General features: G+C 50.5%; 25 protein-coding genes. 12 read left to right on the forward strand and 13 right to left on the reverse strand.

What is annotated here, in order from left to right:
* Positions 1–27: 27 nt before the first annotated feature.
* The 4 genes from NY07_RS00295 to NY07_RS00310 form a co-directional block, all read right to left on the reverse strand.
* Positions 28–708 carry a phosphatase PAP2 family protein gene (locus NY07_RS00295; protein WP_033537354.1) on the reverse strand — a complete coding sequence of 227 codons (681 nt, stop codon included), beginning with the start codon at positions 706–708 and terminating at the stop codon, positions 28–30.
* 224 nt (positions 709–932) lie between these two features.
* Positions 933–2,924 (reverse strand): flavohemoglobin expression-modulating QEGLA motif protein, encoded by a 1,992-nt coding sequence (locus NY07_RS00300; RefSeq protein WP_033537355.1) that lies wholly within the window; start codon positions 2,922–2,924, stop codon positions 933–935.
* A complete protein-coding gene (gene gshB, locus NY07_RS00305) occupies positions 2,911–3,945 on the reverse strand; it encodes a glutathione synthase (protein WP_033537356.1) in 1,035 nt (344 codons plus the stop codon). The genes NY07_RS00300 and gshB overlap by 14 nt, the downstream gene beginning before the upstream one ends.
* A 3-nt stretch (positions 3,946–3,948) precedes the next feature.
* Complete coding sequence (locus NY07_RS00310) at positions 3,949–4,308, reverse strand: DUF413 domain-containing protein (protein WP_033537357.1); 360 nt, start codon at positions 4,306–4,308, stop codon at positions 3,949–3,951.
* 152 nt (positions 4,309–4,460) lie between these two features.
* On the opposite strand from NY07_RS00310, the gene NY07_RS00315 reads away from it, so the two are divergent.
* Positions 4,461–5,345 (forward strand): LysR family transcriptional regulator, encoded by an 885-nt coding sequence (locus NY07_RS00315; RefSeq protein ID WP_033537358.1) that lies wholly within the window; start codon positions 4,461–4,463, stop codon positions 5,343–5,345.
* Between the two features lie 29 nt (positions 5,346–5,374).
* On the opposite strand, the gene NY07_RS19365 is transcribed toward NY07_RS00315, so the two are convergent.
* The 4 genes from NY07_RS19365 to NY07_RS00330 all read right to left on the reverse strand — a co-directional run bounded on the left by NY07_RS19365 (position 5,375) and on the right by NY07_RS00330 (position 8,486).
* On the reverse strand, positions 5,375–5,491 hold the full coding sequence (locus tag NY07_RS19365; RefSeq protein WP_140946870.1) for a MetS family NSS transporter small subunit: 117 nt from the start codon (positions 5,489–5,491) through the stop codon (positions 5,375–5,377).
* The gene (locus tag NY07_RS00320; RefSeq protein ID WP_033537359.1) at positions 5,488–6,999 is read right to left on the reverse strand and encodes a sodium-dependent transporter; all 1,512 of its coding nucleotides are present in this window, start codon (positions 6,997–6,999) and stop codon (positions 5,488–5,490) included. Before NY07_RS00320 ends, NY07_RS19365 begins: the two co-directional genes overlap by 4 nt.
* A gap of 156 nt (positions 7,000–7,155) precedes the next feature.
* Positions 7,156–8,109, reverse strand: a complete 954-nt coding sequence (locus NY07_RS00325; RefSeq protein ID WP_052125434.1) for a ketopantoate reductase family protein — start codon at positions 8,107–8,109, stop codon at positions 7,156–7,158.
* A complete protein-coding gene (locus NY07_RS00330) occupies positions 8,106–8,486 on the reverse strand; it encodes a VanZ family protein (RefSeq protein WP_033537360.1) in 381 nt (126 codons plus the stop codon). The genes NY07_RS00325 and NY07_RS00330 overlap by 4 nt, the downstream gene beginning before the upstream one ends.
* A 156-nt stretch (positions 8,487–8,642) precedes the next feature.
* Between NY07_RS00330 and NY07_RS00335 the strand changes: the two genes are divergently transcribed.
* On the forward strand, positions 8,643–9,128 hold the full coding sequence (locus tag NY07_RS00335) for a YajQ family cyclic di-GMP-binding protein (protein WP_033537361.1): 486 nt from the start codon (positions 8,643–8,645) through the stop codon (positions 9,126–9,128).
* 51 nt (positions 9,129–9,179) lie between these two features.
* On the opposite strand, the gene NY07_RS00340 is transcribed toward NY07_RS00335, so the two are convergent.
* The 4 genes from NY07_RS00340 to NY07_RS00355 all read right to left on the reverse strand — a co-directional run bounded on the left by NY07_RS00340 (position 9,180) and on the right by NY07_RS00355 (position 12,391).
* Positions 9,180–10,601, reverse strand: coding sequence for an AmpG family muropeptide MFS transporter (locus NY07_RS00340; RefSeq protein WP_033537362.1), 1,422 nt, complete (start codon positions 10,599–10,601; stop codon positions 9,180–9,182).
* A 141-nt stretch (positions 10,602–10,742) separates the two neighbouring features.
* On the reverse strand, positions 10,743–11,075 hold the full coding sequence (locus NY07_RS00345; protein WP_033537363.1) for a hypothetical protein: 333 nt from the start codon (positions 11,073–11,075) through the stop codon (positions 10,743–10,745).
* A gap of 143 nt (positions 11,076–11,218) precedes the next feature.
* Positions 11,219–11,803: a peptidylprolyl isomerase gene (locus NY07_RS00350; protein ID WP_033537364.1), complete on the reverse strand. Its 585-nt coding sequence runs from the start codon at positions 11,801–11,803 to the stop codon at positions 11,219–11,221.
* Between the two features lie 21 nt (positions 11,804–11,824).
* Positions 11,825–12,391, reverse strand: a complete 567-nt coding sequence (locus tag NY07_RS00355; protein ID WP_033537365.1) for a YajG family lipoprotein — start codon at positions 12,389–12,391, stop codon at positions 11,825–11,827.
* A gap of 199 nt (positions 12,392–12,590) precedes the next feature.
* On the opposite strand from NY07_RS00355, the gene NY07_RS00360 reads away from it, so the two are divergent.
* Positions 12,591–13,643, forward strand: a complete 1,053-nt coding sequence (locus tag NY07_RS00360) for a DUF2804 domain-containing protein (protein WP_033537366.1) — start codon at positions 12,591–12,593, stop codon at positions 13,641–13,643.
* Between the two features lie 43 nt (positions 13,644–13,686).
* Positions 13,687–14,574, forward strand: coding sequence for a sterol desaturase family protein (locus tag NY07_RS00365; protein WP_033537367.1), 888 nt, complete (start codon positions 13,687–13,689; stop codon positions 14,572–14,574).
* 47 nt (positions 14,575–14,621) lie between these two features.
* Here NY07_RS00365 and NY07_RS00370 read toward each other — a convergent pair whose 3' ends face one another.
* Entirely contained in the window at positions 14,622–15,809 is a 1,188-nt protein-coding gene (locus NY07_RS00370) for a methyltransferase (protein ID WP_052125435.1), read from the reverse strand.
* A gap of 92 nt (positions 15,810–15,901) precedes the next feature.
* Here NY07_RS00370 and NY07_RS00375 point away from each other — a divergent pair, with 92 nt between their 5' ends.
* From NY07_RS00375 to NY07_RS00410, 8 genes are all read left to right on the forward strand, one after another.
* A complete protein-coding gene (locus NY07_RS00375) occupies positions 15,902–16,519 on the forward strand; it encodes an alpha-ketoglutarate-dependent dioxygenase AlkB family protein (RefSeq protein WP_033537368.1) in 618 nt (205 codons plus the stop codon).
* Between the two features lie 121 nt (positions 16,520–16,640).
* Positions 16,641–17,144, forward strand: a complete 504-nt coding sequence (locus NY07_RS00380; protein ID WP_033537369.1) for an ACT domain-containing protein — start codon at positions 16,641–16,643, stop codon at positions 17,142–17,144.
* Positions 17,145–17,253: 109 nt separating this feature from the next.
* Positions 17,254–17,553 (forward strand): BolA family protein, encoded by a 300-nt coding sequence (locus NY07_RS00385; RefSeq protein WP_033537370.1) that lies wholly within the window; start codon positions 17,254–17,256, stop codon positions 17,551–17,553.
* 278 nt (positions 17,554–17,831) lie between these two features.
* Complete coding sequence (luxS, locus tag NY07_RS00390) at positions 17,832–18,341, forward strand: S-ribosylhomocysteine lyase (RefSeq protein ID WP_033537371.1); 510 nt, start codon at positions 17,832–17,834, stop codon at positions 18,339–18,341.
* 515 nt (positions 18,342–18,856) lie between these two features.
* Entirely contained in the window at positions 18,857–20,191 is a 1,335-nt protein-coding gene (locus tag NY07_RS00395; RefSeq protein WP_033537746.1) for a Na(+)-translocating NADH-quinone reductase subunit A, read from the forward strand.
* Positions 20,191–21,390, forward strand: a complete 1,200-nt coding sequence (locus NY07_RS00400) for an NADH:ubiquinone reductase (Na(+)-transporting) subunit B (protein WP_033537372.1) — start codon at positions 20,191–20,193, stop codon at positions 21,388–21,390. Before NY07_RS00395 ends, NY07_RS00400 begins: the two co-directional genes overlap by 1 nt.
* Positions 21,383–22,177: a Na(+)-translocating NADH-quinone reductase subunit C gene (locus NY07_RS00405; protein WP_033537373.1), complete on the forward strand. Its 795-nt coding sequence runs from the start codon at positions 21,383–21,385 to the stop codon at positions 22,175–22,177. The genes NY07_RS00400 and NY07_RS00405 overlap by 8 nt, the downstream gene beginning before the upstream one ends.
* Positions 22,177–22,809 (forward strand): NADH:ubiquinone reductase (Na(+)-transporting) subunit D, encoded by a 633-nt coding sequence (locus tag NY07_RS00410; protein ID WP_033537374.1) that lies wholly within the window; start codon positions 22,177–22,179, stop codon positions 22,807–22,809. The genes NY07_RS00405 and NY07_RS00410 overlap by 1 nt, the downstream gene beginning before the upstream one ends.
* Positions 22,810–22,814 lie beyond the last annotated feature (5 nt).

The following is a 22,814-nucleotide window of genomic DNA, read 5'->3' on the forward strand; positions in this document are numbered from 1 at the left end:
ACAGGCTGGTTTAACGTTTTTTTACACCTATGGCTTGCCGTCAGACTCATTATGCTGACGGATGAATAGCCTGAGTTTGTGATGCAGGCTGAGGGACAGCTGACTGGCGAGTAGGCCAAAGCTTGCTCCTGCCAGCAGATCCCCTAGGTAATGATAGTTGAGACTTAATTGCCCGGCGATGACGGCAGCCATACAGCCTAGCCATAGTGGCATCAACTTGGGCGAGTGGCGCCAGAAAGTAAAGGCGAGGGCGAAGGTGAGCAGAGCATGGCCTGAGGGAAAGGAGTCGTAGGCTTGCCCCTGGGCAAAGGGGTGAAATGCCTCTACCTTGTCTGCAATCCACGAGGGGTTTAGCCCATCGCCGAGTTTAAACCAACTTTCTGGCCAGGTTCGGCCAAATAGTATCTTACCAAGCCAGCGCAGCGAAAATGCCAGTATCAGAGTGAAGGTAAGCTCAAGTGCCAGTGCTTGAAACCTCAGTCTAAATCTTTCGCTGATACAGGCGAAGATGGTGAGGCCTGCCAAAAATTCCAGCAATAGAGGGGTCTTACTCAGGGTTTTTAACCATGTGCTCGACAACTGCTGGGCGTGCATCAGCTCCGCTAGAGGTCGATCGACAAACAGTACGCAAAGCAGCACCATAGCAATCAGTAGTGTGTAGAGAATCAGTGCATTTTTAAGAGTGTTGGGAAATAGGTGTTTTAACATGCTCGGCTAGCGGTTCTTGTCATGATGGGAAGCGCTAGCCTAAGGCAAAAGGGCTCGCTTGCAAAGCTTGCTCATTCACATTCTGAGTAGCCCAGTGGTCACTCGCTGATATAAGCGGCAATGCCTTGGCAGAGTTTGTTTCTGGGCAGAATTTGCTTTTGGGCGGAATTTGCTTTTGGGTAGAGTTATCGCGACCGGGCAGGCCTGGCCGCGATAATAGGCGATTAGCTGCGCAGGCTCTCTATCAGATAGTTGAGGCTGGGGCTCTCTTCTAAGTTACTGCTCGGGAAAAGGTTATACTTAGGAGGCACAAGCCAGTCCCGCTGCACCAGCTCATCGAGCAGATCCAAATACTGCACACTGGTCTTGCCAACAAGGAGGTTGTCCAGGCTGCGAGTATGAGATAGATGCAGCATCTCCAGGAAGCCGCTTAGATAGAGGTGATCCTTGGTGAAGCCGCCGCCGCGATAGACGCGGGCCGTGGTCACAAAGGCGTCGTCCTTATCCATCTCCAGTTCATCTATCAGGTAGCAATAGGTGAGGTAGAAGTCCTGCTCTTTCAGCATAGAGTCCACCGCCAATACCCGACATGCCAAGGTATTCAGGCGTGAGTGCGCCATAAAGCCTGCCTTGAGCTCTGCTAAGATGGCAAGCCCTTCCTGGGTATAGGTTGAGCCAGGTAGTCCCAGACGTAAGACCTTAAGGGATTGCTGTTTGGCGTTAAGCGTGGTGGCCATATGTACCCCCAGCTCATGCTGGATCAAGCGCTGCACTTCGCTCTCATGAAATTGGGCATGGCTGCTGATCGCCAGCTGGGCAGGATTTGAGCTCACCATGGCACGGGCAACTATGGTGCCGCTAAGGCCTATCTTACAGCGCATATCCCACTGCTCGGCGCGCTGTTTCATCATCTGGCACACTTGCTGAGGGTCAAGGGCAGGCCCCTTATCTTCCGGGATCTCCTTGGCATATAACAGGAACTTGGCGTTAGCGATGGCACTTGGCTGTGGCCGGCCATGATAACGTAGAGAGTTATAGACAAAACCCTCCTGGCCGACACTGGTGAGCAGATCTATCTGCTCGCCCAGCTTATTGACGATATCCTTGTAGAGCTGCTTAAGCGCGGGATCGGCGATATTATCTATGGGCAGACGGTAGAGACGGTACTTAAATTCGTTAGCGTCTATTGGCAGCTGACGATAGGCAAAGTTAGGCTTATAGCGACTCGGCGCCTTCATGAAACGTCGACGTTCGGCCGCCAGGTTGGTCGGATTGACATACTTTAAGGTGTCGACCTTCTGCGCCAGGCGGAACAGGGCGGCATCTATCTCTAGCACCTCTGGTTCGATGGCACTGCTGAGCATGTCGGCGCGGCGGGTCTTGCTTTGACGATTGAGCTTACGCTGAAAGTAGGCGCTGGTGGCGCTAAAGGCGTTCTTCAGTCCAAGCTTGAGATCGTCCAGTACTATGGGATAGACCTCGCCGGTCAACTCATCCATAAACACCTTTTTGATCTCCGTCGGCAGCACTAAGGTGCGGTCGAAGCGGGCGTTGGTGTGGGCGATCAGATAGCCGCGGCCCTCGAAGGCCACATCCAGCTCGGCATCCACCTCGACATTGGGTAGGGTGATGGTTTTCAGCTCGCGCTTAAACTTGTGCACTACGCTACCCCAGCGCTCCATATCGATCTGCGAGGTGCCTATGTTAAATACTGGCGTCGGCTTTTCGATGCGCTTGTAGTTGTAAGAATGCAGATCGAACACGACGACCATGCCGAACATACTCTCTAACTTGGCGATCAGTGCCTCGTAGAGTTGATAGAACTCCTGATGCTTGGCGTGACTGATTGCGCGCTGTTTAGCGCTTAGCGGCTTGCGCCATACCTGCTTCATCCAGGCGGATTTGTAATAGGTACTCAGGCTCTTAGGGCGATTGAGATCGTACTCGAAGCGCGAATCGCAGCCCGCCAGCGTGATCGGCTGAGAGGCAATAACCTCATCGGTAAAGGGATCTTCTTCGAAGTAACGTTCCTCGGCACTGAGCTGACATAACTTTATCAGCTCGGGGCGCAAGTTGTGCCCCGCGTGGATCGCGGTGCACACAACGGGCAGATACTCTTGGATGGTGATAACGCAGCCGGAGGAGGCCAGCTGGCCTGAAAATGTCTCCCCGCGTTTAATCAGGGAGAGCATTTGGTCGAGACTATAGGTTTGCATTTTCTACCGCTTGACGATATGCACTCTTTCGTTGCATCAATAGCTCTTTGGAGTTGATGATATTTTCGGCGAAATCGATCACCTGCTTTTGCAGTCGTACGCGGTTAAGCTTGTTGATACGCGTGATGCCGCCTGGGCTGAGCACGTTAACCTCAACCAACTTATTACCGATCACATCCAGACCCGTAAAGTAGAGGCCGTCGCGCATCAGCTTAGGGCCAATGGCGGCGCACAGTTCACGCTCTTCACGCGTAATAGTGTGTTTGACCACGCTGCCACCGGCGTGGACGTTAGATCTAAACTCGCCACTGGCTGGGACACGGCGCATAGCGCCAATGGGTTCACCATTGAGCATCAGAATGCGCTTGTCACCCTCTTCTGCACCTTCGATATAGTCTTGCAGAATCACATAGTTGCTCTGCTCTTCAGTGCCTATGTAGAAGTCCAGCAGCGAGCTGAAATTTTGGCGAGCGCTTTTTTCGATCACGATAACGCCATGACCACCGAAGCCATTGAGGGGCTTAAGGATCATCTTATCGCTGTCACTTTCTTCCAGCACCCTTTGCAGGTAGTCGCGATTTTTCGACACATGGGTGGTGGGAATATATTGGCTCGCGGCACCGCTCATGCTGGCGGTGTAAAGTTTGTTGTTGGCGACCCTGAGGCCTTCAAGATCATTGATGATCAGGGTGTCGCCTTTGACCGAATCTAAGAAGTTTAACGCCAGGTTATCCAGCGGTGGGTTAGCGCGCATAAAAATACAATCAAAGCCAGCCATGGGCAGGCGCGCTTTATGAAATTCGGCGGAGCGGTAAAAACGTGGAATGTTATCCGATATTTTCATCCCTTTTTTGATGATTTGACAAAACCCGTAGACACTACTGTCACGAATGGTCAGCCCACTGGTCGTGGTGATGGCAACGGTATGACCACGCTGCGCGCACTCATGAACTAATCTTAGGGTGGTATCGCTCTCTGGATCGATACGCTCCCACGGGTACATCAAAAAGCAGATGTGCATTCTTTAAGCAACCTCATCTTCAGGGTGAGATTCCACATACTCAAACTGATCAACACGCTTGTTATTCGTGCTGTTTAGGGTGTGGAACTTTTTTGGCTCTCGGGTAAGCTTGGTGTATTTCAACCATACATGCTCAAGCTTAGTATTAGCCTTGTTGGGGTGTTTTAGGACCTTAACAAAGTGTTTTTCCTCTGCAGTTTCAGGCTCAAGATCGCCTGCTTCAAAGGCTTGCATAGTGTCGCCATATAGGCTCAACAATTCAGCTTCAGACAAGGTAAACTCTCCGGACTTACTAAAGCCGCGGGGAAAGTTTTTGTCATCAAAAAAACGCTTTTGACCAAAACGAAATGACTCTTCTGACATAACAACCTCTCACTGTGATAGCAACGCTGTAACTACAGGGTTTTTCGATCGCGAAATTATGATTTTTGTCGTCAAAAGAGAAACAAAACTTTTTTATCGTCACCATTAGGATTAGTTGTTATTCTCTCGGTGAAATTGACTGAGAGAATAAAATGGACGTCAAAGTATTTAAAACCTTTCTAGAAGTGGCCAGAACCCGTCATTTCGGCCGTGCGGCGGAGAATCTATATATCACTCAGGCGGCGGTGAGTGCCCGAATTAAGCAGTTGGAATCCTTCTTCGATTCCGCCCTGTTTGTGCGCAACCGCAATAGCATACAGCTTACCACTTCGGGTGAGCGACTGGTGCCTTATGCTGAGGTGATGGTGAGTACTTTAGAGCAGGCAAAGAACGAGTTGGCTTTGACCAATCACAAGGCGTTGCAGTTGACCATGGCTGGTACTCCCAATATTTGGGATGCCTACCTTCAGCACTGCCTGAGTAAGGTGACCGATGCCTTCGGCGGTTATGGCTTTCTGGCCGAGGCGCTCAGTCGTGAACAGTTAAACCGTAATTTGCTGGAGCGCACCTTAGATATGGCCTTCGCGTTCGACCCGCTTAAGTCGGAGGAGTTGGTGTGTAAGCAGGTGGCCGATCTTATTCTGGTGCTGGTTTCTACCCAGCCCTGCGATCAGGCCCAGGCGCTGAGTCAAAAATATGTTTATGTGGATTGGGGAACACGCTTCGCTTCGGAGCATGCCGAGCGTCACTATCGTATGCCACCACCTTATTTAAGAACCTCCACCGGACGTATCGCGCTGGATTTTATCTTGGATAAGGCGGGGGCGGCTTATCTGCCGCTGTCGATCGTTGAGCCCTTTTTACAATCTAAACAGCTTTATCTGGTCGAAGGGGTTGAGCCCTGGAACCGCCCCATCTATCTTTCCTATCGCAAAGACAGTGGATCCCTTGAGGCGATCATCAAGATTGAGGAACTGGTTAAGGAGATCGACCCACTAACGGCCTTTAGCCTGCAGCAGATAGGTCAACTGGGTTAACCTTCTTGGATTGGATGAGAGGGGGCCGGCTAATCGTCGGCCTCCTCTTTTTGTTTGCGCTTGATGGCAATGGCGATACACAGGGCGGCACCACCCCAGGTGAGCGCCAAGGCAAACAACATCATGATAAAGGCACTCTGGCTCATCTTTTACCTCCTGGGTGTTGATCTGGATAGCCTGGCGACTTGCTGGTGAAGTTGATCAGTATGGCGAAGAAAAGCATGGTGCCCACCAAGCCCCAGCCTAAGATCAATTGATCGGCTATCGGATAGTCGCCATAACCATCGACCAAAGTGTTGTAGAGGTTCTTCATTAATATGGTGGCTAAGATCGCTGGGCTGATAAAGCGCAGGCAGATCACAAACCAGCTGCCCACCTTAAACTCAGAGCTTTCGTTGGCGTGTTGGTGGATAACCGTGACCTTTAATAACCAAGTGATGATCAGCAGTTCGACCAAACAACTGAGCAAGAGAGCAATATTGTTAATAAAGTAGTCCACCAGATCCAACAGTAAGAGACCGCCATTGGTCGCAAAGGCCATGGAAACCAGATAGCCTAGGCTACACACCAGTATCGCCGCTACTTTTCGTGGCAGATGAAACTTGTCGATAACGGCGCTGGTGACCGCTTCTATGATAGAGATATGGGAGCTTAGCCCGGCGATCACCAGGGCGATAAAGAAGAGGGGCCCGAGAATATAGGGCGCCGGCATCAAGTTGATGGCGGTGGGGATGGTGACAAAAGCCAGTCCTATGCCTGAACTCACCACCTCAGTCAGTGGCTTCATCTGCTCCTCGGCCATATAGCCCAGCACACCGAAGATTAAGATACCCGCTAAAATAGAGAAGCCGCAGTTGATCAGCACCGTCATAAAGGCGTTGTTATTGATGTCAGCCTTGGTCGGCAGATAGCTGGAGTAGGCCAGCATGATGGCAAAGCCAACACTGAGGGTAAAGAATATCTGCCCATAGGCTGCAGACCAGACCTGGGCATCGAGCAGGCGGCTAAAGTCAGGTTCAAACAGATAGTTGAGTCCGGACAGCGCCCCTGGCAGAAACAATATACGGCCGATCAGCACCAGCACCATGATAAACAGTATGGGCATCATGATCTTGTTGGCTCGTTCAATCCCCCCCTTTACCCCGCTAAAGACGGCGAGGAAGGTCATCAGCCAGGCGATACTCATGGAGAGAGCAATGCCCAGCTGAAATTCTCCCAGATGGGACGGCGAGTTGTTGCCCAGTTTAAGATACTGATTAAAGAAGAAGTCGTTGGGATTATCGCCCCAAGCCTGGCTGAAGGAGAAGCCGAGATAGGAGAGAGTCCAGCCGATGACGGCGACATAGTAGACGGCGATCACCGCGGCGATAAACACCTGAAACCAGCCGAGCCATTCGAGTTTTATGCCTAGGGTGTGTCCTAGCTGGGCGAAGATGCGTGGCGAGGTCTTTTTTATCTTATGGCCCAGGCTAAACTCCATAATCATAAAGGGGATACCAGCGGTTATCATGGCAAACAGGTAAGGAATAAAGAAGGCGCCGCCACCATTTTCATAGGCCATATAGGGGAAACGCCAGATGTTACCTAGGCCAATAGCTGAGCCGACGGCAGCCAAAATAAAACCTACCCTAGAGTTCCACTGCTCTCGCTTCATCTATCACCTCAAGCCCTGCGCCTTGTACAGATAATTCTAGACCTTAATACTCAGGTGAGAGCGGAAATTTCCACAGATTATGCGGGGTTATATTGTGCGTTCGACCAATAGGGTCAAGATGTTAGCGCTTTAGCACAGGAATTGCTGCGTGGTTCTCTATCGCTTGACGGCTTGGCGTTCCACTGCTTTAAGTTGCTGGTAGATTGCCAGGTTTTCAGGTGTCGCTATGCCATGGCTTTCGGCGCGGCGAAGCAGATAACCTGTGATCGCTTCTATCTCTGTCTGGCGACCGTGATGAATGTCCTGATGCATGGAGGAGTAGTTACTGGCCGTTAGCGCTATCACCTGATATACACGTTCAATTAGCTCAGTTTTGTCGAGCGGGATTTGCTCGGCGCTTGCCACTGTCACCACCTCGTCGATAAGCCTTAAGATGCTTGACCTGTAATGCTCATCTGCCAGGTCACCGTTGTGACAGTCATTGATGGCGGTCAGCGGGTTGATAGCGATGTTGATGGCGAGTTTCTGCCACAGCATAGGCAGAATGGGCTCACACCACTGACTATTAGCGATAGCTCTTAGTAAGGCTTGGCGTGTCGCTGCTGGCAAAGCCGGCCCCTGTGCGTGGCCCAGTTGAGTTAGACCCGCACCAGTTTGTCTTATCTGCCACTTGGCCAGCCTCAATGCTCCCTGAGAAGTGGTCCCCAGGCTTAAGCCTCGACCATTTAGCTTATCGGCGAGCTGCTGGTGGGGCCCAAGGCCGTTGTGAAGCAGTAAGATATGGGCATGGGGATTTAAGTTATCAAGGCATGGCTGCAGGGCGTCCTCGACTTGATAAGCCTTAACACAGACGATAAGCAGTTTGCAGGCATTTAGGGCTGAGCTATCGATAAGGTGAGCCTCTCGCTCAATGGTGACGCCGTTTAAATCGGTGAAGGTTAAGCTTTGACTTGCGGCGAGCCCCTCTCTTGCCATCAATACTGGCATGAGATCATGGGCCGACAGCTGGTGGAAGATCAACTGACCTATCGCGCCTGCCCCGAGGATCACTATTTCACCTTGTGACTCGCCCAGAGAGTCGCCTAGAAGAGAGGTCGCCGCAGATTTCATGGCTGGCTGTTGGCTCCCGTTTTGGTGATCACGCTGGCCTTAATATAGCGGCGATAGAGCCAGAGGCCGAAATAGAAGAGCAAAACGCCCATCATATCGGCAATAAAATCGGCGCTGGAGGCGCTGCGGTAGGGCAGGCGCGACTGTACCAGCTCGATAAACAGGGCGTACCCGGCCAATATGCCAGCCAGGCTGTACCACTTGGGCTCGAAAGCAAGATGGGTTAATAGCGCCAGAAAGAAGAAACTGCCCAGATGGCCAACCTTATCCATGTGAGGGATCACTTGAGGGTAGTTCGGGCGAGAGAATACCAGGTAGCTGATCACTATGATGGTGAGAAGTAGCGCTATTTTAAAAAAGGTTTTTCGAGAATTCACGAGTCGCTTCAGTTAAGTGGTTTTGCCAATCATAGGAAAATGTCACCTTAAAGTCATTAAGAAACGCCCTTGGTTTTGCCAAGAATTTTTGGCGAATGCCGGTCTGAGCGGGTAAACTAGCGGGCAGATAAAGTGACTATAAAGAGGATGATAAATATGCCTTCGATGGATATCGTATCGGAAGTGAACGAAGTTGAACTGCGCAACGCCGTCGACAATACCCGCCGTGAGCTGGATAGTCGTTTCGATTTTCGGGGTGTCGAGAGCGAGATCACCTATAAAGATCATCAGGTGACTCTGTCATCTGAATCAGATTTTCAGTGCCAGCAGTTAGTAGACATGCTGCGCAATCAGCTGAGTAAGCGTAACGTAGACCCCGCCTCTATGGATGTGGCCGATAAGGCGATTCATAGCGGTAAGACTTTCTCGCTCAAGGTGACCTTTAAAGAGGGGATCGACAGTCTGGTGGCCAAGAAGTTGGTGAAGCTGATCAAAGACAGCAAGCTTAAGGTGCAGGCCGCTATTCAAGGCGACTCGATTCGCGTCAGTGGTAAGAAGCGTGATGACCTGCAGGCGGTGATGGCCATTGCCCGCGAATCCGATCTGGGCCAGCCTTTCCAGTTTAATAATTTCAGAGATTAAACTGCTTACCTCATAAGAAAGCCCCGCTATTAAGTGGGGCTTTTTATTGGCTTATTGGTCACCGGGCTGTTCTTTTACTTTCGTCGTCAGTGGCTCTGCCTGTTCATCACCGTTGGGATGAGGCGCATATTTTTGCACCAACAGGACAAGCCAAAGCACGGGGAAGCCTATGACGCTGGCGGCGACAAAGAAGTTCACATAGCCGAAGGCGTCTATATATTGACCCGAGAAGCCCGCCACAAACTTGGGAAACAGCAGCATGATAGAGGAGAGCAGCGCATATTGGGTGGCGCTGTAACCACTACTGGTGAGGCTTGATAGATAGGCGATAAAGGCCGCCGTGGCGATCCCGGCGCTGAAGTTGTCGATGGAGATCACCGCTGTCAGCAGCTGCAGGTTATAACCAATCATGGCCTGATAGGCGAATAGTAGGTTGGTCACCGCTACCATAAAGGCCCCTAGAAAGAGGATCTTCATGGTGCCATAGCGGGCCAATAATATACCGCCGGCACCGGCGCCCACCAAGGTCATGATCAGACCATAGACCTTGCTCAGAGTGGCGATCTCCGTCTTAGAAAAGCCCATATCCACGTAGAAGACGTTAGCCATGATCCCCATGACGATATCTGAGATCCGGTAGCAGGAGATAAGCAGCAGGATTAAGATAGCGCTGCGGCCATAGCGTTTAAAGAAGTCGATAAAAGGTAAGATACTGGCGGTGTACAGCCAGGATGCGGCGGCCGCCACGACCCTAGGGTAACGCTCAGATAATCTTTGTTGCAGCGCCGATTCTACCTCGTCGGCGTCTTTAGTATCGACCTCAGGCTCACTGCTCGCCAAGGTGGTTAAGATACCGATAAACATCAGGCACGCCATCGCAAAGTAGGCGGTCTGCCAGGAGGTGAGATTATAGCTGTCGCTAGTGGGGTCGACCCAGGCGGCAATGGTGAGCGCCCCTGCGGTGGCAACAATCATGGCGCTGCGATAACCCACCTGATAGGCGGCGGCGAGGGCGGCCTGCATCTTTTGCGGCGCCGATTCGATACGAAAGGCATCGATCACTATATCTTGGGTGGCCGAGGCAAAGGCGACCATTAAGGCAAATAGTGCCAGATGCTCGAGATCGGCGACCGGGTCGCTCTGGCTCATGCCTAAGATGGCGCACACTAACAGCGCCTGGGCGAACAACATCCAAGCGCGTCGCCGACCAAGCAGCCGGGTCAATATCGGTAATGACAGCCGATCCACCAGAGGTGACCAGGCCCACTTGAAACCATAGGCCAGGGCGATCCAACTGAAATAGCCGATGGCCGTTCTGTCGATCCCCGCCTCTCTAAGCCAAAATGAGAGGGTGGAGAACACCAGCATCAGTGGCAGACCGGCAGAAAAGCCAAGTAGCAGCAGAATCAGTACCCGTTTGTGACAATAGATAGTAAGGGCGTCTTTAAATCGGGATACTTGGGATGAAATCAAAATAGAGTAGGCTTTATAAGGCTAGGTGGGGTTAGCTTAAACGCTGACGCGACAAATAAAAAGTGAAAAATCCATCATGAAAAAAGCCCAGTCTCGAGAGACTGGGCTTGGCTTTCATAATTAAACGTTTTAAGACGTGAATTATGATATTGAGCTAGGTCGTGTTCCGACACAACAGCTAGGACATTGGCCGCCAAGACTGAGGAAATCACAGCAATCGTCTATCTGCTTGCGCAGAAACTGGTTGCCTTTAATTGTCCAGTCAGGCCATTTGTCGAAGGCGTGTATCAAGTGCCAAAACACTCGCTCGATATCGGTTTGCGCATCACCTTGATGATTGAACTGTTGCCACTCTTCCAAGGTGTCCCATAAGTAAAGCTGGATCTCATTGAAATCGAGTTGATTATTTAAGAACGCTTTTCCATATTGAGCCAGCTGGGGCGCTTTATTATCGATGAACTCATCTGGGGTCATCGTTCGCCTCCTTGCCACTACAGGGCTAATTATAGCCAGTGGATCTACCGGCGTTTGTCTGAGATAAAAAACTTAGCGTTCTGTTTTATGGCACTTTAGTGAAAGCGCCATTAATTTTGAGTGAACCCTAAGCCGTTGCTAACTTACTCTCTTGGGAGCAGGGTCGCCTTGTTCAGGATAATGGGGTTCACCGGAAAGTCGGCCCGGCCTAGCTTAGTGTTGATCTGTGTCTCTACCTCTGACATCGCCTCTAACACTTCCATCCCTTCAACCACCTCACCGAACACGGCGTAGCCCCAGCGGCGCTTGGAGGGATCGAGACGCTTGTTGTCGCCCACATTAAAGTAAAACTGCGCGGTGGCTGAGTGTGGGTTGTCGTCGCGGGCCATGGCGATGCTGCCCAGGCTGTTGCTGAGACCATTGCCCGACTCGTTTACGATTGGTTCACCGTAAGGCTTCTCTTCCAGCTTAGGGTTGAGTCCGCCGCCTTGTACCACAAAGCCTGGGATGATGCGGTGAAATAGGGTGTTGTCATAGTGGCCTTTGACCACATAGGTGAGAAAATTATCGACCGTAATGGGCGCACGTTTGCGATCCAGCTCGACGATGATATTACCCATGCTGGTTTCCAGCTTCACTTTGGGGTAGATGGTATCGCTCTGAATATCCAGAGCCTGAGCCAGGCTAGAAAATGACAACAGCAGCAGGGAGGCGAGCCAGATTCTCATGTAACACTCCTTATCTTATGATTATTGTTGGATAAACTCGTTGAGTTCGGGGTCGTTGATGATCTTAGCCGTGAGATCGCTCAGTAGATCGTTTACCGATAGCTCCAGAGTGGCAAAATCGGCACTAAAGGGGCCTGAAACCAGGTTGCGCGCCGTGTATCGCTTGGTAAAAGTCTTACTGGTATTGCTGGCGATCACATTGATGATGATGTCATTGGTGGCCTGATAGCCGAAGGTGGTGTCGCTCACATCGGTTAGCAGTTTCTCCAGCTGCAGCTGCATATGGTTTACCGAGGCAGGGTCGATGCGATAGCCAGCCTTGGTAAAGCCGTCTCTGAACACTTGCTCCAGCTGACGACGGGGTGACTCAGATGGGCTGACGAGTCTGGCGGCATCACCTTCATTATTAAAGCGGGCAATAAAGTTTGCCGAGCGGGTATCTATCATCTCGATAGCGATTGGCTTGCTGGGAATGCCCTGAGACTGTACCACAGGCAACTGAGGGTTCAGCGCCATATGGGTCGGAGTATGGCTGGCGCAGCCAAAGAGTAGGCCGGCACAGGCGATGATAGGAATAAAACGTTTCATAGCGATAAATCATGCTGTAAAAAGGTGGCATCAGCATACCAGAATCCTCATTGGATGCCAGCCTGAGGCGCTATTGTTAAGACTATGTTGCTCGGTAGGGTTTTAACTTAAACGAGAAAACGTTAGAGTAAAAATTCAAGTTTAAAATAGGCGGCAGACAGCCATTCGGCCCGATAATAATGACAAGCGATAATAAGCGATGAAGATGGATATTCAACCCGGTGCACTGCACACCCTGATCGCACCAGATAGCCTGATCTCAAATACGGGGCAGGTGCAATTTGGTCATTTTGATGGCCCGGTTAAATCGTTCGGGTTAGAGCATTTTCACTATACCAATGTAATGGATAAGCCAGCCAGTCACCTTGCCAGGCATTTTCATTTTAAGCAGTTTCAGTTTGTCTCTGTGGTTACCCCGAGATATGTCATTGGTGTCGCGATTGCAGACATTCGCTATGCCGGTACAGGTTTTTGTTACCTCTACGATATTAAAGCCAACCGCTTGGTAGAAACCAACTGGCTTAAGCCTCTGACGCTGGGCTGTAAGGTGGCTGAGTCACCTTGGTCGGGACGGGCGCAGCTTGCCAGTGGCAAGGGTAAGGTGGTTATCGATATCGAGCAAGGCCAGTGGCAGCTCCAGATAGATACGGCGCAAATTAAGGCCGAGCTCAGCCTGACCCCTATGCCGCTTAGCCTACCCATGGCCATGTGTAACCCAACGGGTTACAGCGGTTGGACCTATACCCAAAAACACAATGGTCTCAAGGTTGGTGGTAAGTTAACCATTAACCATGAGCCACAGCCTCTTAATCGTGCGCTCGGTGGCTATGATTTTTCGGCGGGCTATATGCGCCGCGAGACCAGTTGGCGCTGGGCGAGCATTAACGGCTATCAAGGTGACTCATTGGTTGGGCTCAACCTGGCTGCCGGGGTAAACGAAACCGGCTGCAATGAAAATGTCTTCTGGGTCGATGGCCAGCGACACCTGCTGGGGCCTGTGCACTTCGAATTCAGCCGCGCCCCACAGCATCATGATGATGCCAGCTGGGCTATTCGTTCGTTAGATGGTCGGGTGGACTTAAGTTTTCAACCGTTAAATTGTCGTCAGGAGAAACTCAACCTCTGGCTGCTTAAGAGTAACTTCAGACAATATCTGGGCTATTTCGATGGCCAGATCAAAGATGGCGAGGGGACGACTCACTATATCGATAACCTTTTGGGCTTGACCGAAGATCATTTTGCCCGTTGGTAACCCAAGGCTTACGTATTACTTAGGGACATAAAGGAATAATTAGATGGATTTTAATTCACTCATCACGCACCCAGAGGTGTTGCTATTGGTGCTGGCACCGCTGTTTTTCGTTTGTATCTTACTCGAATGGTATTTTGGCGATCGTAAGGGTCACCTGCCTGATAACGCCCGTTATCAACTGCCGGAAGTCTTGTGTAATTTTACGCTTGCGGGGCTGCATCAGGGGGCTGATATCCTGACCGGGCTATTGATTGCCAAGCTGTACCTTTGGTTTTTCGATTGGCGCCTGTTGGATATCCAGATGGGATTAAGCAGTTTTATCGCCCTGCTGATCGCGCAAGATTTCTGTTATTACTGGTTTCACCGCGCAAGCCACCGCGTGCGTTGGATGTGGGCAGCCCATGTGGCTCACCACAGTTCGGAGCGAATGAATTTCAGTACGGCCTTCAGGCAGAGCCTGATGTATCCCTTTGCCGGTATGTGGATCTTCTGGTTGCCGCTGGTGGTGCTAGGCTTCGATCCAAACTGGGTCGTGTTTGCCGTATTGCTTAATCTGGGTCTGCAATTTTTCGTTCACACCCAAGCGGTCAAGACGCTGGGGCCGCTGGAGTGGATCTTTAACACCCCCTCCCATCACAGGGTGCATCACGGACGTAACCCACAATATATCGATAAAAACTATGCCGGTGTGTTGATCATCTGGGACCGCTTGTTTGGCACCTATATTAAAGAGGAGGAGACTGTCGACTATGGCATTACCAAGCCGGTCAAAAGTTTCAACCCTCTGGTTGTGACCTTTAGCGAATGGCGCGACATGTTTAGCGAGGCCTTTGCGCCCGGCCTCAGCCTAAAGCAGCGTTGGCAGTTGTTATTTGCACCGCCACTCAGTAACTCTGATGTTAAGGCGACAGAAAAACGAGACGCTGCATAACAAAACAGGGCCAAATGGCCCTGTTTTGTTATCTTGAGTCATTAGCGTTATTCGGTTGCTGTTGAAGCATTTGCAGCCGTATTTACAGCTTTAGTCGCCTGAAGAATGACAAACTTACCGTTCGAGGCCACTGTGGTGCAGTTTTTAAATATGCGCTTGAGTTTCACATGGTAGGCCAGATGACGATTACCCACCACCTGCAGTAGGCCGCCTGGCCTTAACTTATGAAAAGCGTCTAAAAACATCTGCCAGGCAATATGGTCCGTGATGGCCTCTCCCTGGTGGAAGGGCGGGTTGCACAGCACCAGATCGGGTTGCAGCTCCTCACTTAAGTGGGTCAGGCAATCGTCCCAATGAAAATGTGCCTGTGGCAGGGGCTGATTTGCATTATCTAATTGGTTGCTCTGCCAGTTAAGCTTCGCCGAGGCGATAGCCATCTCAGAGTCGTCGACAAAATGGAGTATCGCGTCTGGATAAAGCTGTTTTGCCCTCAGGCCGAGAATGCCGTTGCCGCAGCCCAGATCCACTATGGTATCAAACTGCCCCTTGGGCATATTATCCAGCATGATACGGGCGCCGATATCCAGCTTATTGGCGGCAAACACGTTACTGAGATTACTGATAGTGAGATTAAACTCCTTCACCGGCCAGCAAACCTCGCTCGGCAGGGCTCTTGGCGTGCCGTCTGCGATACAGGTGATCACCCGGGTCTTCTTCCACGCTAGGCTGGCCGAGGCGGGACCTAAGTGCTGGGCGATGGTTTCAAGTAGTGCCTTATTGATCGATTTAGCCTTGGCGCCAATATAGACAGGAGTGCCAGGTGCCAGCGATCTTGAGAGGCGTATCAGCTGATGGGCAAAGTAGCTCAGGTTTTTTGGCAACTTCATCAGTACTAAGCCTATCCCTTGTGGCAGGGTGTCTCGGCTATTGAGCCAGGTGAGATTATCATGGCTCAAGTTGTTGCTAGCAAAGTTTTCCAGGGTGCCCAGGTGACTGGTCTTGGCATCGGTTTCGACCCACAAGGGCCAGTCGGCGGCCTGAGTGGTGAGCACCGCGCACAAGGCTCCAAAGCTATCGTTGATGATGGCAGTATTAACTTTTTCTTGCTCTATCTCCTGTAAGTGTTTTATCAGGTGCTCATCTGCCGCATCCCATGCTTGCAGGTTAGAGGCCTGCTTGGCCGGATAGCGAGAGAGTTGAAGCGTGATATCGGCGAAGGAGAATTGAGTTGTCATCACTTGGCTGCTACTTTGAAAATTAGGGTCGCGATTATCGCAGATTTACCCAGTCAGGTATATGCCCAGCACAAAGGGCAACAGGAAGAGAGATGCATCAACAAGACCTTGGTTTTGAACTACCGGGCACGGCAACCACAAAGCCGCCTATTAGCCTTATTCCCGGGTACCTTAATCAGGCACAGCAACAAGCGCTGATGCTTGAGGCCGAGCACTATCCCTTTAGCCGACCTGAGATAGCCGTATATGGTCGTATGCATCCGATCCCAAGGCGTCAGGTGTGGTTTGGTGATGATGGCTGCGACTATCAATATTCTGGCCTGTTTATTCGCGCCTTGCCCTGGCCTAAGTATGCTTTGCGTCTGCGAGATAAACTGGCGCATGACTTTGGCCTGATTAGCAATGGGGTCTTGGTCAATCACTACAAAGATGGGGCCGACACCATGGGGTGGCACAGTGATGATGAGGCTGAGATCATGCCAGGCTCTGATATCGCCTCCATCACCTTGGGGGCGAGCCGCCCCTTCTTTCTGCGCCATAAGCAGAGCAAACAGAAAGTGGAATTGCAGCTCAATAGTGGCGATCTATTAATCATGCACTGGCCGATGCAGGCGAGTTGGCAACATTCTTTGCCAAAAAGGGCCGGGGTGACTCAGCCTAGGCTAAACTTGACCTATCGCCATTTAATTCCACACTTTCATCAGGGATAATGTGTAAGGCTGAATTGTAACCTGGCTCTCACTCTTGGGGCGATGAAAGGTCTATCCTCAGGGGGAGCCCACAGCTCGAATAATCGCTGGATAATGAGACAAGCCCATCAAGGAGTCTGCTATGAATAAGATGTTCGTGACAACGGTAACCGGCACTGTCACCCCTGGAGTTGTGAAGGCGATGGCCAAACTGACCCGAGATGCCGGAGGCGAGTGGTTAAGCAGCAAGGTGATCAAGATGGATGCCTGGTTTGCCGCCATGATGAAGGTGGCAATTACTCAGGATAAGGTGGCGCAGCTACAGGCCAACTTTGTGCAGGAGTTTCCTGAGCTTACTTTTAGTTTCAGCGATATGGCGGAGCTACATAGCGAACACACCCGTAGCTTGAGATTCAATGTCGATTGTTCAGACAGACCTGGGCTGACAAGGGAGATAGTCGATATTCTCTCTAACCTGGATCTCGAAGTGGATCAGATGGAGTGCAACCGAGTACATGTCTCTACCCTAGGGCAGACGGTGTTTTCCGCTAAGTTGGCGGTATCCGTGCCCGATGAGATCAGCGGGGACAGCATCATAGAGTTACTGGAGAATGTCTCTCAAGATGCCAGAGTCAGCCTGACCTGATCTGAGGTTAGTGCTCTGCGGTGGGGACCGATGAAGATGAGTTGATCTTTTGATCCACTCAAAGTACTCTGCTGCCACTTAAGTTTTCTACTCGACAGAGATGATGACCATGTCAGTAAAACAGCAGATAATCGATACGCTCACAGAGGTTCTATCCCCAGTTCACCTAGAGGTGATCAATGAGAGCGACAACCACCACGTCCCACCTAATTCAGAGACTCACTTTAAGGTGATCGTTGCCAGCGCGGCTTTTGAAGGTAAGCGACTCATCGGTCGTCACCGCGCGGTCAATGAAGCGCTGCAGCCTCAGTTCGATGCTGGACTGCATGCCCTGTCTATGCACACTTTTACGCCTGACGAATGGGAGCAAGAGGCAGAAGTGCCTGATTCGCCTAAGTGTCGCGGTTAATCTAAGTCTCTCGGTTAACCTAATTGTCGCGGTTAACCCATGATTGTGCGGGCATAACAGTCCTTTAGGTGTTGATGAGAAATAGCTAGTTTAAAGCCACAGCAGGCATGGCCGCTGTGGTTTTTTATTGGCCGGGTTTTGAGATATGTTCACTTTACTTTGCTCGGCACCTACCGCATATTGTGTAGGTCAGTCGGCGGCTGAAGCTATCAGTCGGTCGCACTCAATCTAGGTGCCTTGGCAAACTCTGAGGTGCCTTTGTTTATGGGAGAAAAATAATGCCGTTACTCGATAGCTTTACCGTAGATCATACCCGTATGAATGCCCCTGCTGTGCGCGTTGCCAAGACGATGACCACCCCAAAGGGCGATACTATTACCGTTTTTGATCTGCGTTTCTGCGCCCCGAATAAAGATATTCTGAGCGAGCGCGGTATTCACACCCTAGAGCACCTTTTTGCCGGTTTTATGCGAGATCACCTCAATAGTGATAGCGTCGAGATCATCGATATCTCTCCTATGGGATGCCGCACCGGTTTCTACATGAGCCTTATTGGCACCCCCAAAGAAGCGGAAGTGGCCGAGTGCTGGCTGGCTGCCATGGAAGATGTGCTAAAGGTAAAGCAGCAGTCTGAGATCCCTGAGTTAAACGAGTACCAGTGTGGGACTTATGAGATGCATTCTTTGGAGCAGGCTAAGGATATCGCCAAAAATATCATCGCCGCCGGGGTTAATGTCAATCGTAACGATGAGCTTAAACTTAGTGACGATATTTTAAAGGGACTCTGATCTCAGCTCACCTTTTACCTGTTCAGAGACAAAAAGCAGCCGTGGCTGCTTTTTGTTTTTTTAGCCTGTTGGTGGTCGTAGAGGTGTTAAACAGGAAAAACCGGTAAATTCACTGGTTAAACTTTAGTCGAACAGTGTCGGGTTTTGTTGTTTTTTTGTCCAGCGAAATTCGCCAAAATAAGGCCGTGAAAAAGTAGATTTTTGGCTACTCAAATTCATATAACCCTGCTAGGACAGGGGGCTAAATTAATTTCCATTTACCTAAATCATAAAAATCACAGGAACTGTGATCTACTCCTCACTGTAGAAATCCCCTGAGTCCGTTTTAAAACACCCGTATTTTTCATAGCGATAAGGAATTATTTACGGTAAAATGCGCCCGACCAGCGTGATTGCGATCGCATTTCTGTAATAAATCTGCGCTAGCTCAATGCGATAGCTTCTGTTTGAAATCTATCTCATTTAGCAGGAACGCGACGCATTATCTTTCCTTCATAAACGTAGTGCTTGTGGATATGATTACAATAAAGAAAGGATTGGACCTGCCTATAACAGGTGGACCAGAGCAAGTTATCCATAATGGCCCAGCCATTAAACACGTAGCTACTTTGGGTGAAGAGTATATTGGCCTGCGCCCCACGATGAAGATCAAAGTGGGTGACAAAGTGCAAAAAGGTCAGGTGATTTTTGAAGACAAAAAGAATCCTGGCGTTAAATATACTGCTTTAGCCAGTGGCACAATCTCAGAAATTAACCGGGGCGCCCAGCGTGTTCTTCAGTCTGTCGTCATCGAGGTAGAGGGGGACGATAGCGTTTCTTTCGCCAAGTACGATGCCGCAGCATTAGACACCCTTGACCCGCAATTAGTGCGCGATAGCCTGATCGAATCAGGCATGTGGCCCGCCTTGCGTACGCGTCCTTTCAGCAAAGCACCTGCAGTTGACTCAACGCCTGCTGGTATTTTTGTGACCGCTATCGATACTCAACCTCTTGCTGCCGATCCTGCCGTTATCATTAACGAGCACAAGGAAGATTTTGCCAATGGCTTAAAAGTCCTTGCAAGATTGACAGAAGGTAAGGTGTATCTGTGTAAGGCGCCAGGAACCGATATTCCTGCAGCCAACGCACAAGTTGAAGAGTTTGCCGGTCCGCATCCTGCGGGTCTTGCCGGTACTCATATCCATTTTGTTCTGCCCGCATCGGCTAAGCGCACCGTTTGGCATGTTGGCTATCAAGATGTGATCGCAATCGGTCAACTATTTACTACTGGTGAGCTAAACACCCAACGTGTGGTCGCGATAGCAGGTCCTAAGGCGCTGAAGCCTAGACTGGTGCGCACTCAGAGTGGTGCATCTATTACCGAATTGACGACTGGCGAAGTGGCCCAAGGCGATGTTCGTGTAGTTGCAGGTTCAGTGCTCAACGGTAAAACGGCAACAGGCCCACATGCCTATTTAGGTCGTTTCTTTAACCAGATTTCTCTGCTTGAAGAAGGCCGTGAACAAGAGTTTATTGGCTGGGCGATGCCTGGTCCTAACAAGTTCTCTGTTACACGTGCATTCCTGGGGCACCTGTCACCGTCTCGTCTGTTTAACATGACGACCAGCACTGGTGGTTCTGACCGTGCCATGGTGCCAATTGGCAACTATGAGCGTGTTATGCCTCTCGACATTCTTCCTACCATGCTATTGCGTGACCTGGTGTCAGGTGATACCGACGGCGCTGCCACTTTAGGCGCGTTAGAGTTGGATGAAGAAGATTTGGCACTATGTACTTTCGTATGTCCTGGTAAGTATGACTATGCGTCGTACCTACGCGACTGCCTAGATACGATTGTGAGGGAAGGCTAATGGGCTTGAAACAATTTTTCAAAAGTATTGAACCCCAGTTTGAAAAGGGTGGGAAATACGAGAAGTGGTATGCGCTCTTCGAAGCGGCATACACGGTATTTTATACACCAGGCCACGTAAACAAGGGCCGTACTCATGTGCGTGATAACCTTGACCTGAAGCGTATGATGATTACGGTTTGGGCCTGTGCATTCCCTGCGATGTTCGTAGGTATGTACAACGTAGGTCTTCAGGCACAAGAAGCTTTAATGGCTGGCTTTGCCACTCCAGATACCTGGCAAGTGGCTTTGTTTGGCTTGTTTGGTACTGAGCTGACTGCTGATTCAGGTGTTGCTGCACTCATGTGGTATGGCGCCTGCTGGTTCCTCCCTATCTACGCGGTGACCTTTGCCGTGGGTGGTATCTGGGAAGTGCTGTTTGCTATGGTTCGTGGCCATGAAGTTAACGAAGGTTTCTTCGTCACCTCGATTCTGTTTGCGCTAACCCTGCCAGCAACCATTCCGCTATGGATGGTAGCGCTGGGTATCACCTTCGGTGTCGTCGTTGCCAAAGAGATCTTCGGTGGTACGGGTCGTAACTTCCTTAACCCTGCACTGGCCGGTCGTGCCTTCCTGTTCTTCGCTTACCCGCTAAACATGTCAGGCGATACCACTTGGGTGGTTGCAGACGGTTTCTCTGGTGCAACGGCGCTAAGCCAAGCGGCACAGGGCACTCTGGACTACGGCTTTAACCAAGCTTGGTGGGATGCCTTCCTAGGTTTCATTCCTGGTTCTGTGGGTGAAGTGTCTACTCTGGCGATTCTGCTGGGTGGTCTGGTGATTATCTACACCCGTATCGCGTCATGGCGCATCGTGGGTGGTGTGATGGTCGGTATGATTGCCGTTTCTTACCTACTTAACTTTATCGGTAGCGATACTAACCCTATGTTTGCTATGCCTTGGCACTGGCACTTGGTACTGGGTGGCTTTGCCTTCGGTATGATGTTTATGGCGACTGACCCAGTTTCTGCGTCTTTCACCAACCAAGCTAAGTGGGCGTACGGTATCTTGATTGGTGCTATGGCCGTGTTTATCCGTGTCATTAACCCTGCTTTCCCTGAAGGTATGATGTTGGCTATCTTATTCGCCAACCTGTTTGCGCCGCTATTCGACCACTTTGTGGTTCAAGCGAATGTTAAGCGGAGGATTGCTCGTGGCTAGTAATAAAGATTCGTTCGGTAGAACGCTGTTTGTTGTTGTTGGATTATGTTTTATCTGTTCGGTATTCGTTTCTACCGCGGCAGTACTGCTAAAGCCAACACAGCAAGAAAACAAATTGCTTGATAAGCAAAAGTACATTCTTGAAGCGGCTGGCTTGGTTGACACTAAGTCTGGCGAAGTGAGCAAGGATCAGATCCTTAATACTTATGAAAAGTATGTCGAAGCTAAGCTGGTTGACCTTAAGTCTGGTGACTGGGTAGAAGGCAACGCCGATACTTTTGATACTGAAAAGGCCGCTCGTACACCTGAGACCTCTTTTAAGCCTGAAAATGATATCGCTTCAGTGAAGCGTGTGGCGAATAAAGGCGTGGTCTACTTGGTTCGCGATGACGCTGGCACGCTACAGACTGTGATCATTCCGGTTAAAGGTTATGGTCTGTGGTCTACCATGTACGCTTTCCTAGCTGTTGAAGCCGACCTGAACACGATTCGTAGCTTAGTGTATTACGACTTTACCGGTTCAGGTGAAACCCCTGGTCTGGGTGGTGAAGTACAGAATCCTAAGTGGATTGCTAAGTGGGAAGGTAAGAAGCTTTATGATGACCAGGGTAACTTGGCGATTAAAGTGACTAAGAACCCTGTCGTCGCAGAAAGTGTGCACGGTGTAGATGCATTATCAGGGGCGACGCTTACCGGTAATGGCGTTCAAAACTCACTTGACTTCTGGTTAGGAGAAGAGGGTTTCGCTCGCTTTATCGAGAAGGCGCGCAACGGAGGGCTTAGCTAATGGCTGACGCTAAAGAACTTAAACAGGTTCTAACTGGACCTATTATCAGTAATAACCCGATTGCGTTGCAGATCCTGGGTGTATGTAGTGCGCTGGCGGTAACCAGTAAAATGGAAACCGCACTCGTGATGACCATTGCTCTGACTGCCGTAACGGCCTTGTCTAACCTGTTCATCTCGATGATACGTGGCCACATTCCAAGCAGTGTGCGTATTATCGTTCAGATGACCATTATCGCTTCATTGGTGATCGTGGTTGACCAGGTACTGCAAGCTTATGCCTATGACGTGGCTAAGCAGCTTTCGGTATTCGTGGGTCTGATCATTACCAACTGTATCGTAATGGGCCGCGCTGAAGCTTATGCGATGAAGACACCGCCTATGATGAGCTTCATGGACGGTATCGGTAACGGCTTGGGTTATGGTGCCATCTTGTTGTCAGTTGGCTTCGTGCGTGAATTGTTTGGTAACGGTTCGCTATTTGGCGTCGAGATCCTAAGCAAGATCTCTGACGGTGGCTGGTATCAGCCAAACGGTCTGCTACTGCTACCGCCAAGTGCGTTCTTCCTGATTGCTGCGTTAATCTGGATCATTCGTACCATCAAGCCAGAGCAAGTTGAAGCAAAAGGATAAGCGTA

This window comes from Shewanella sp. ECSMB14101, assembly GCF_000773485.1.
Taxonomy (GTDB): Bacteria; Pseudomonadota; Gammaproteobacteria; order Enterobacterales; family Shewanellaceae; genus Shewanella; species Shewanella marisflavi.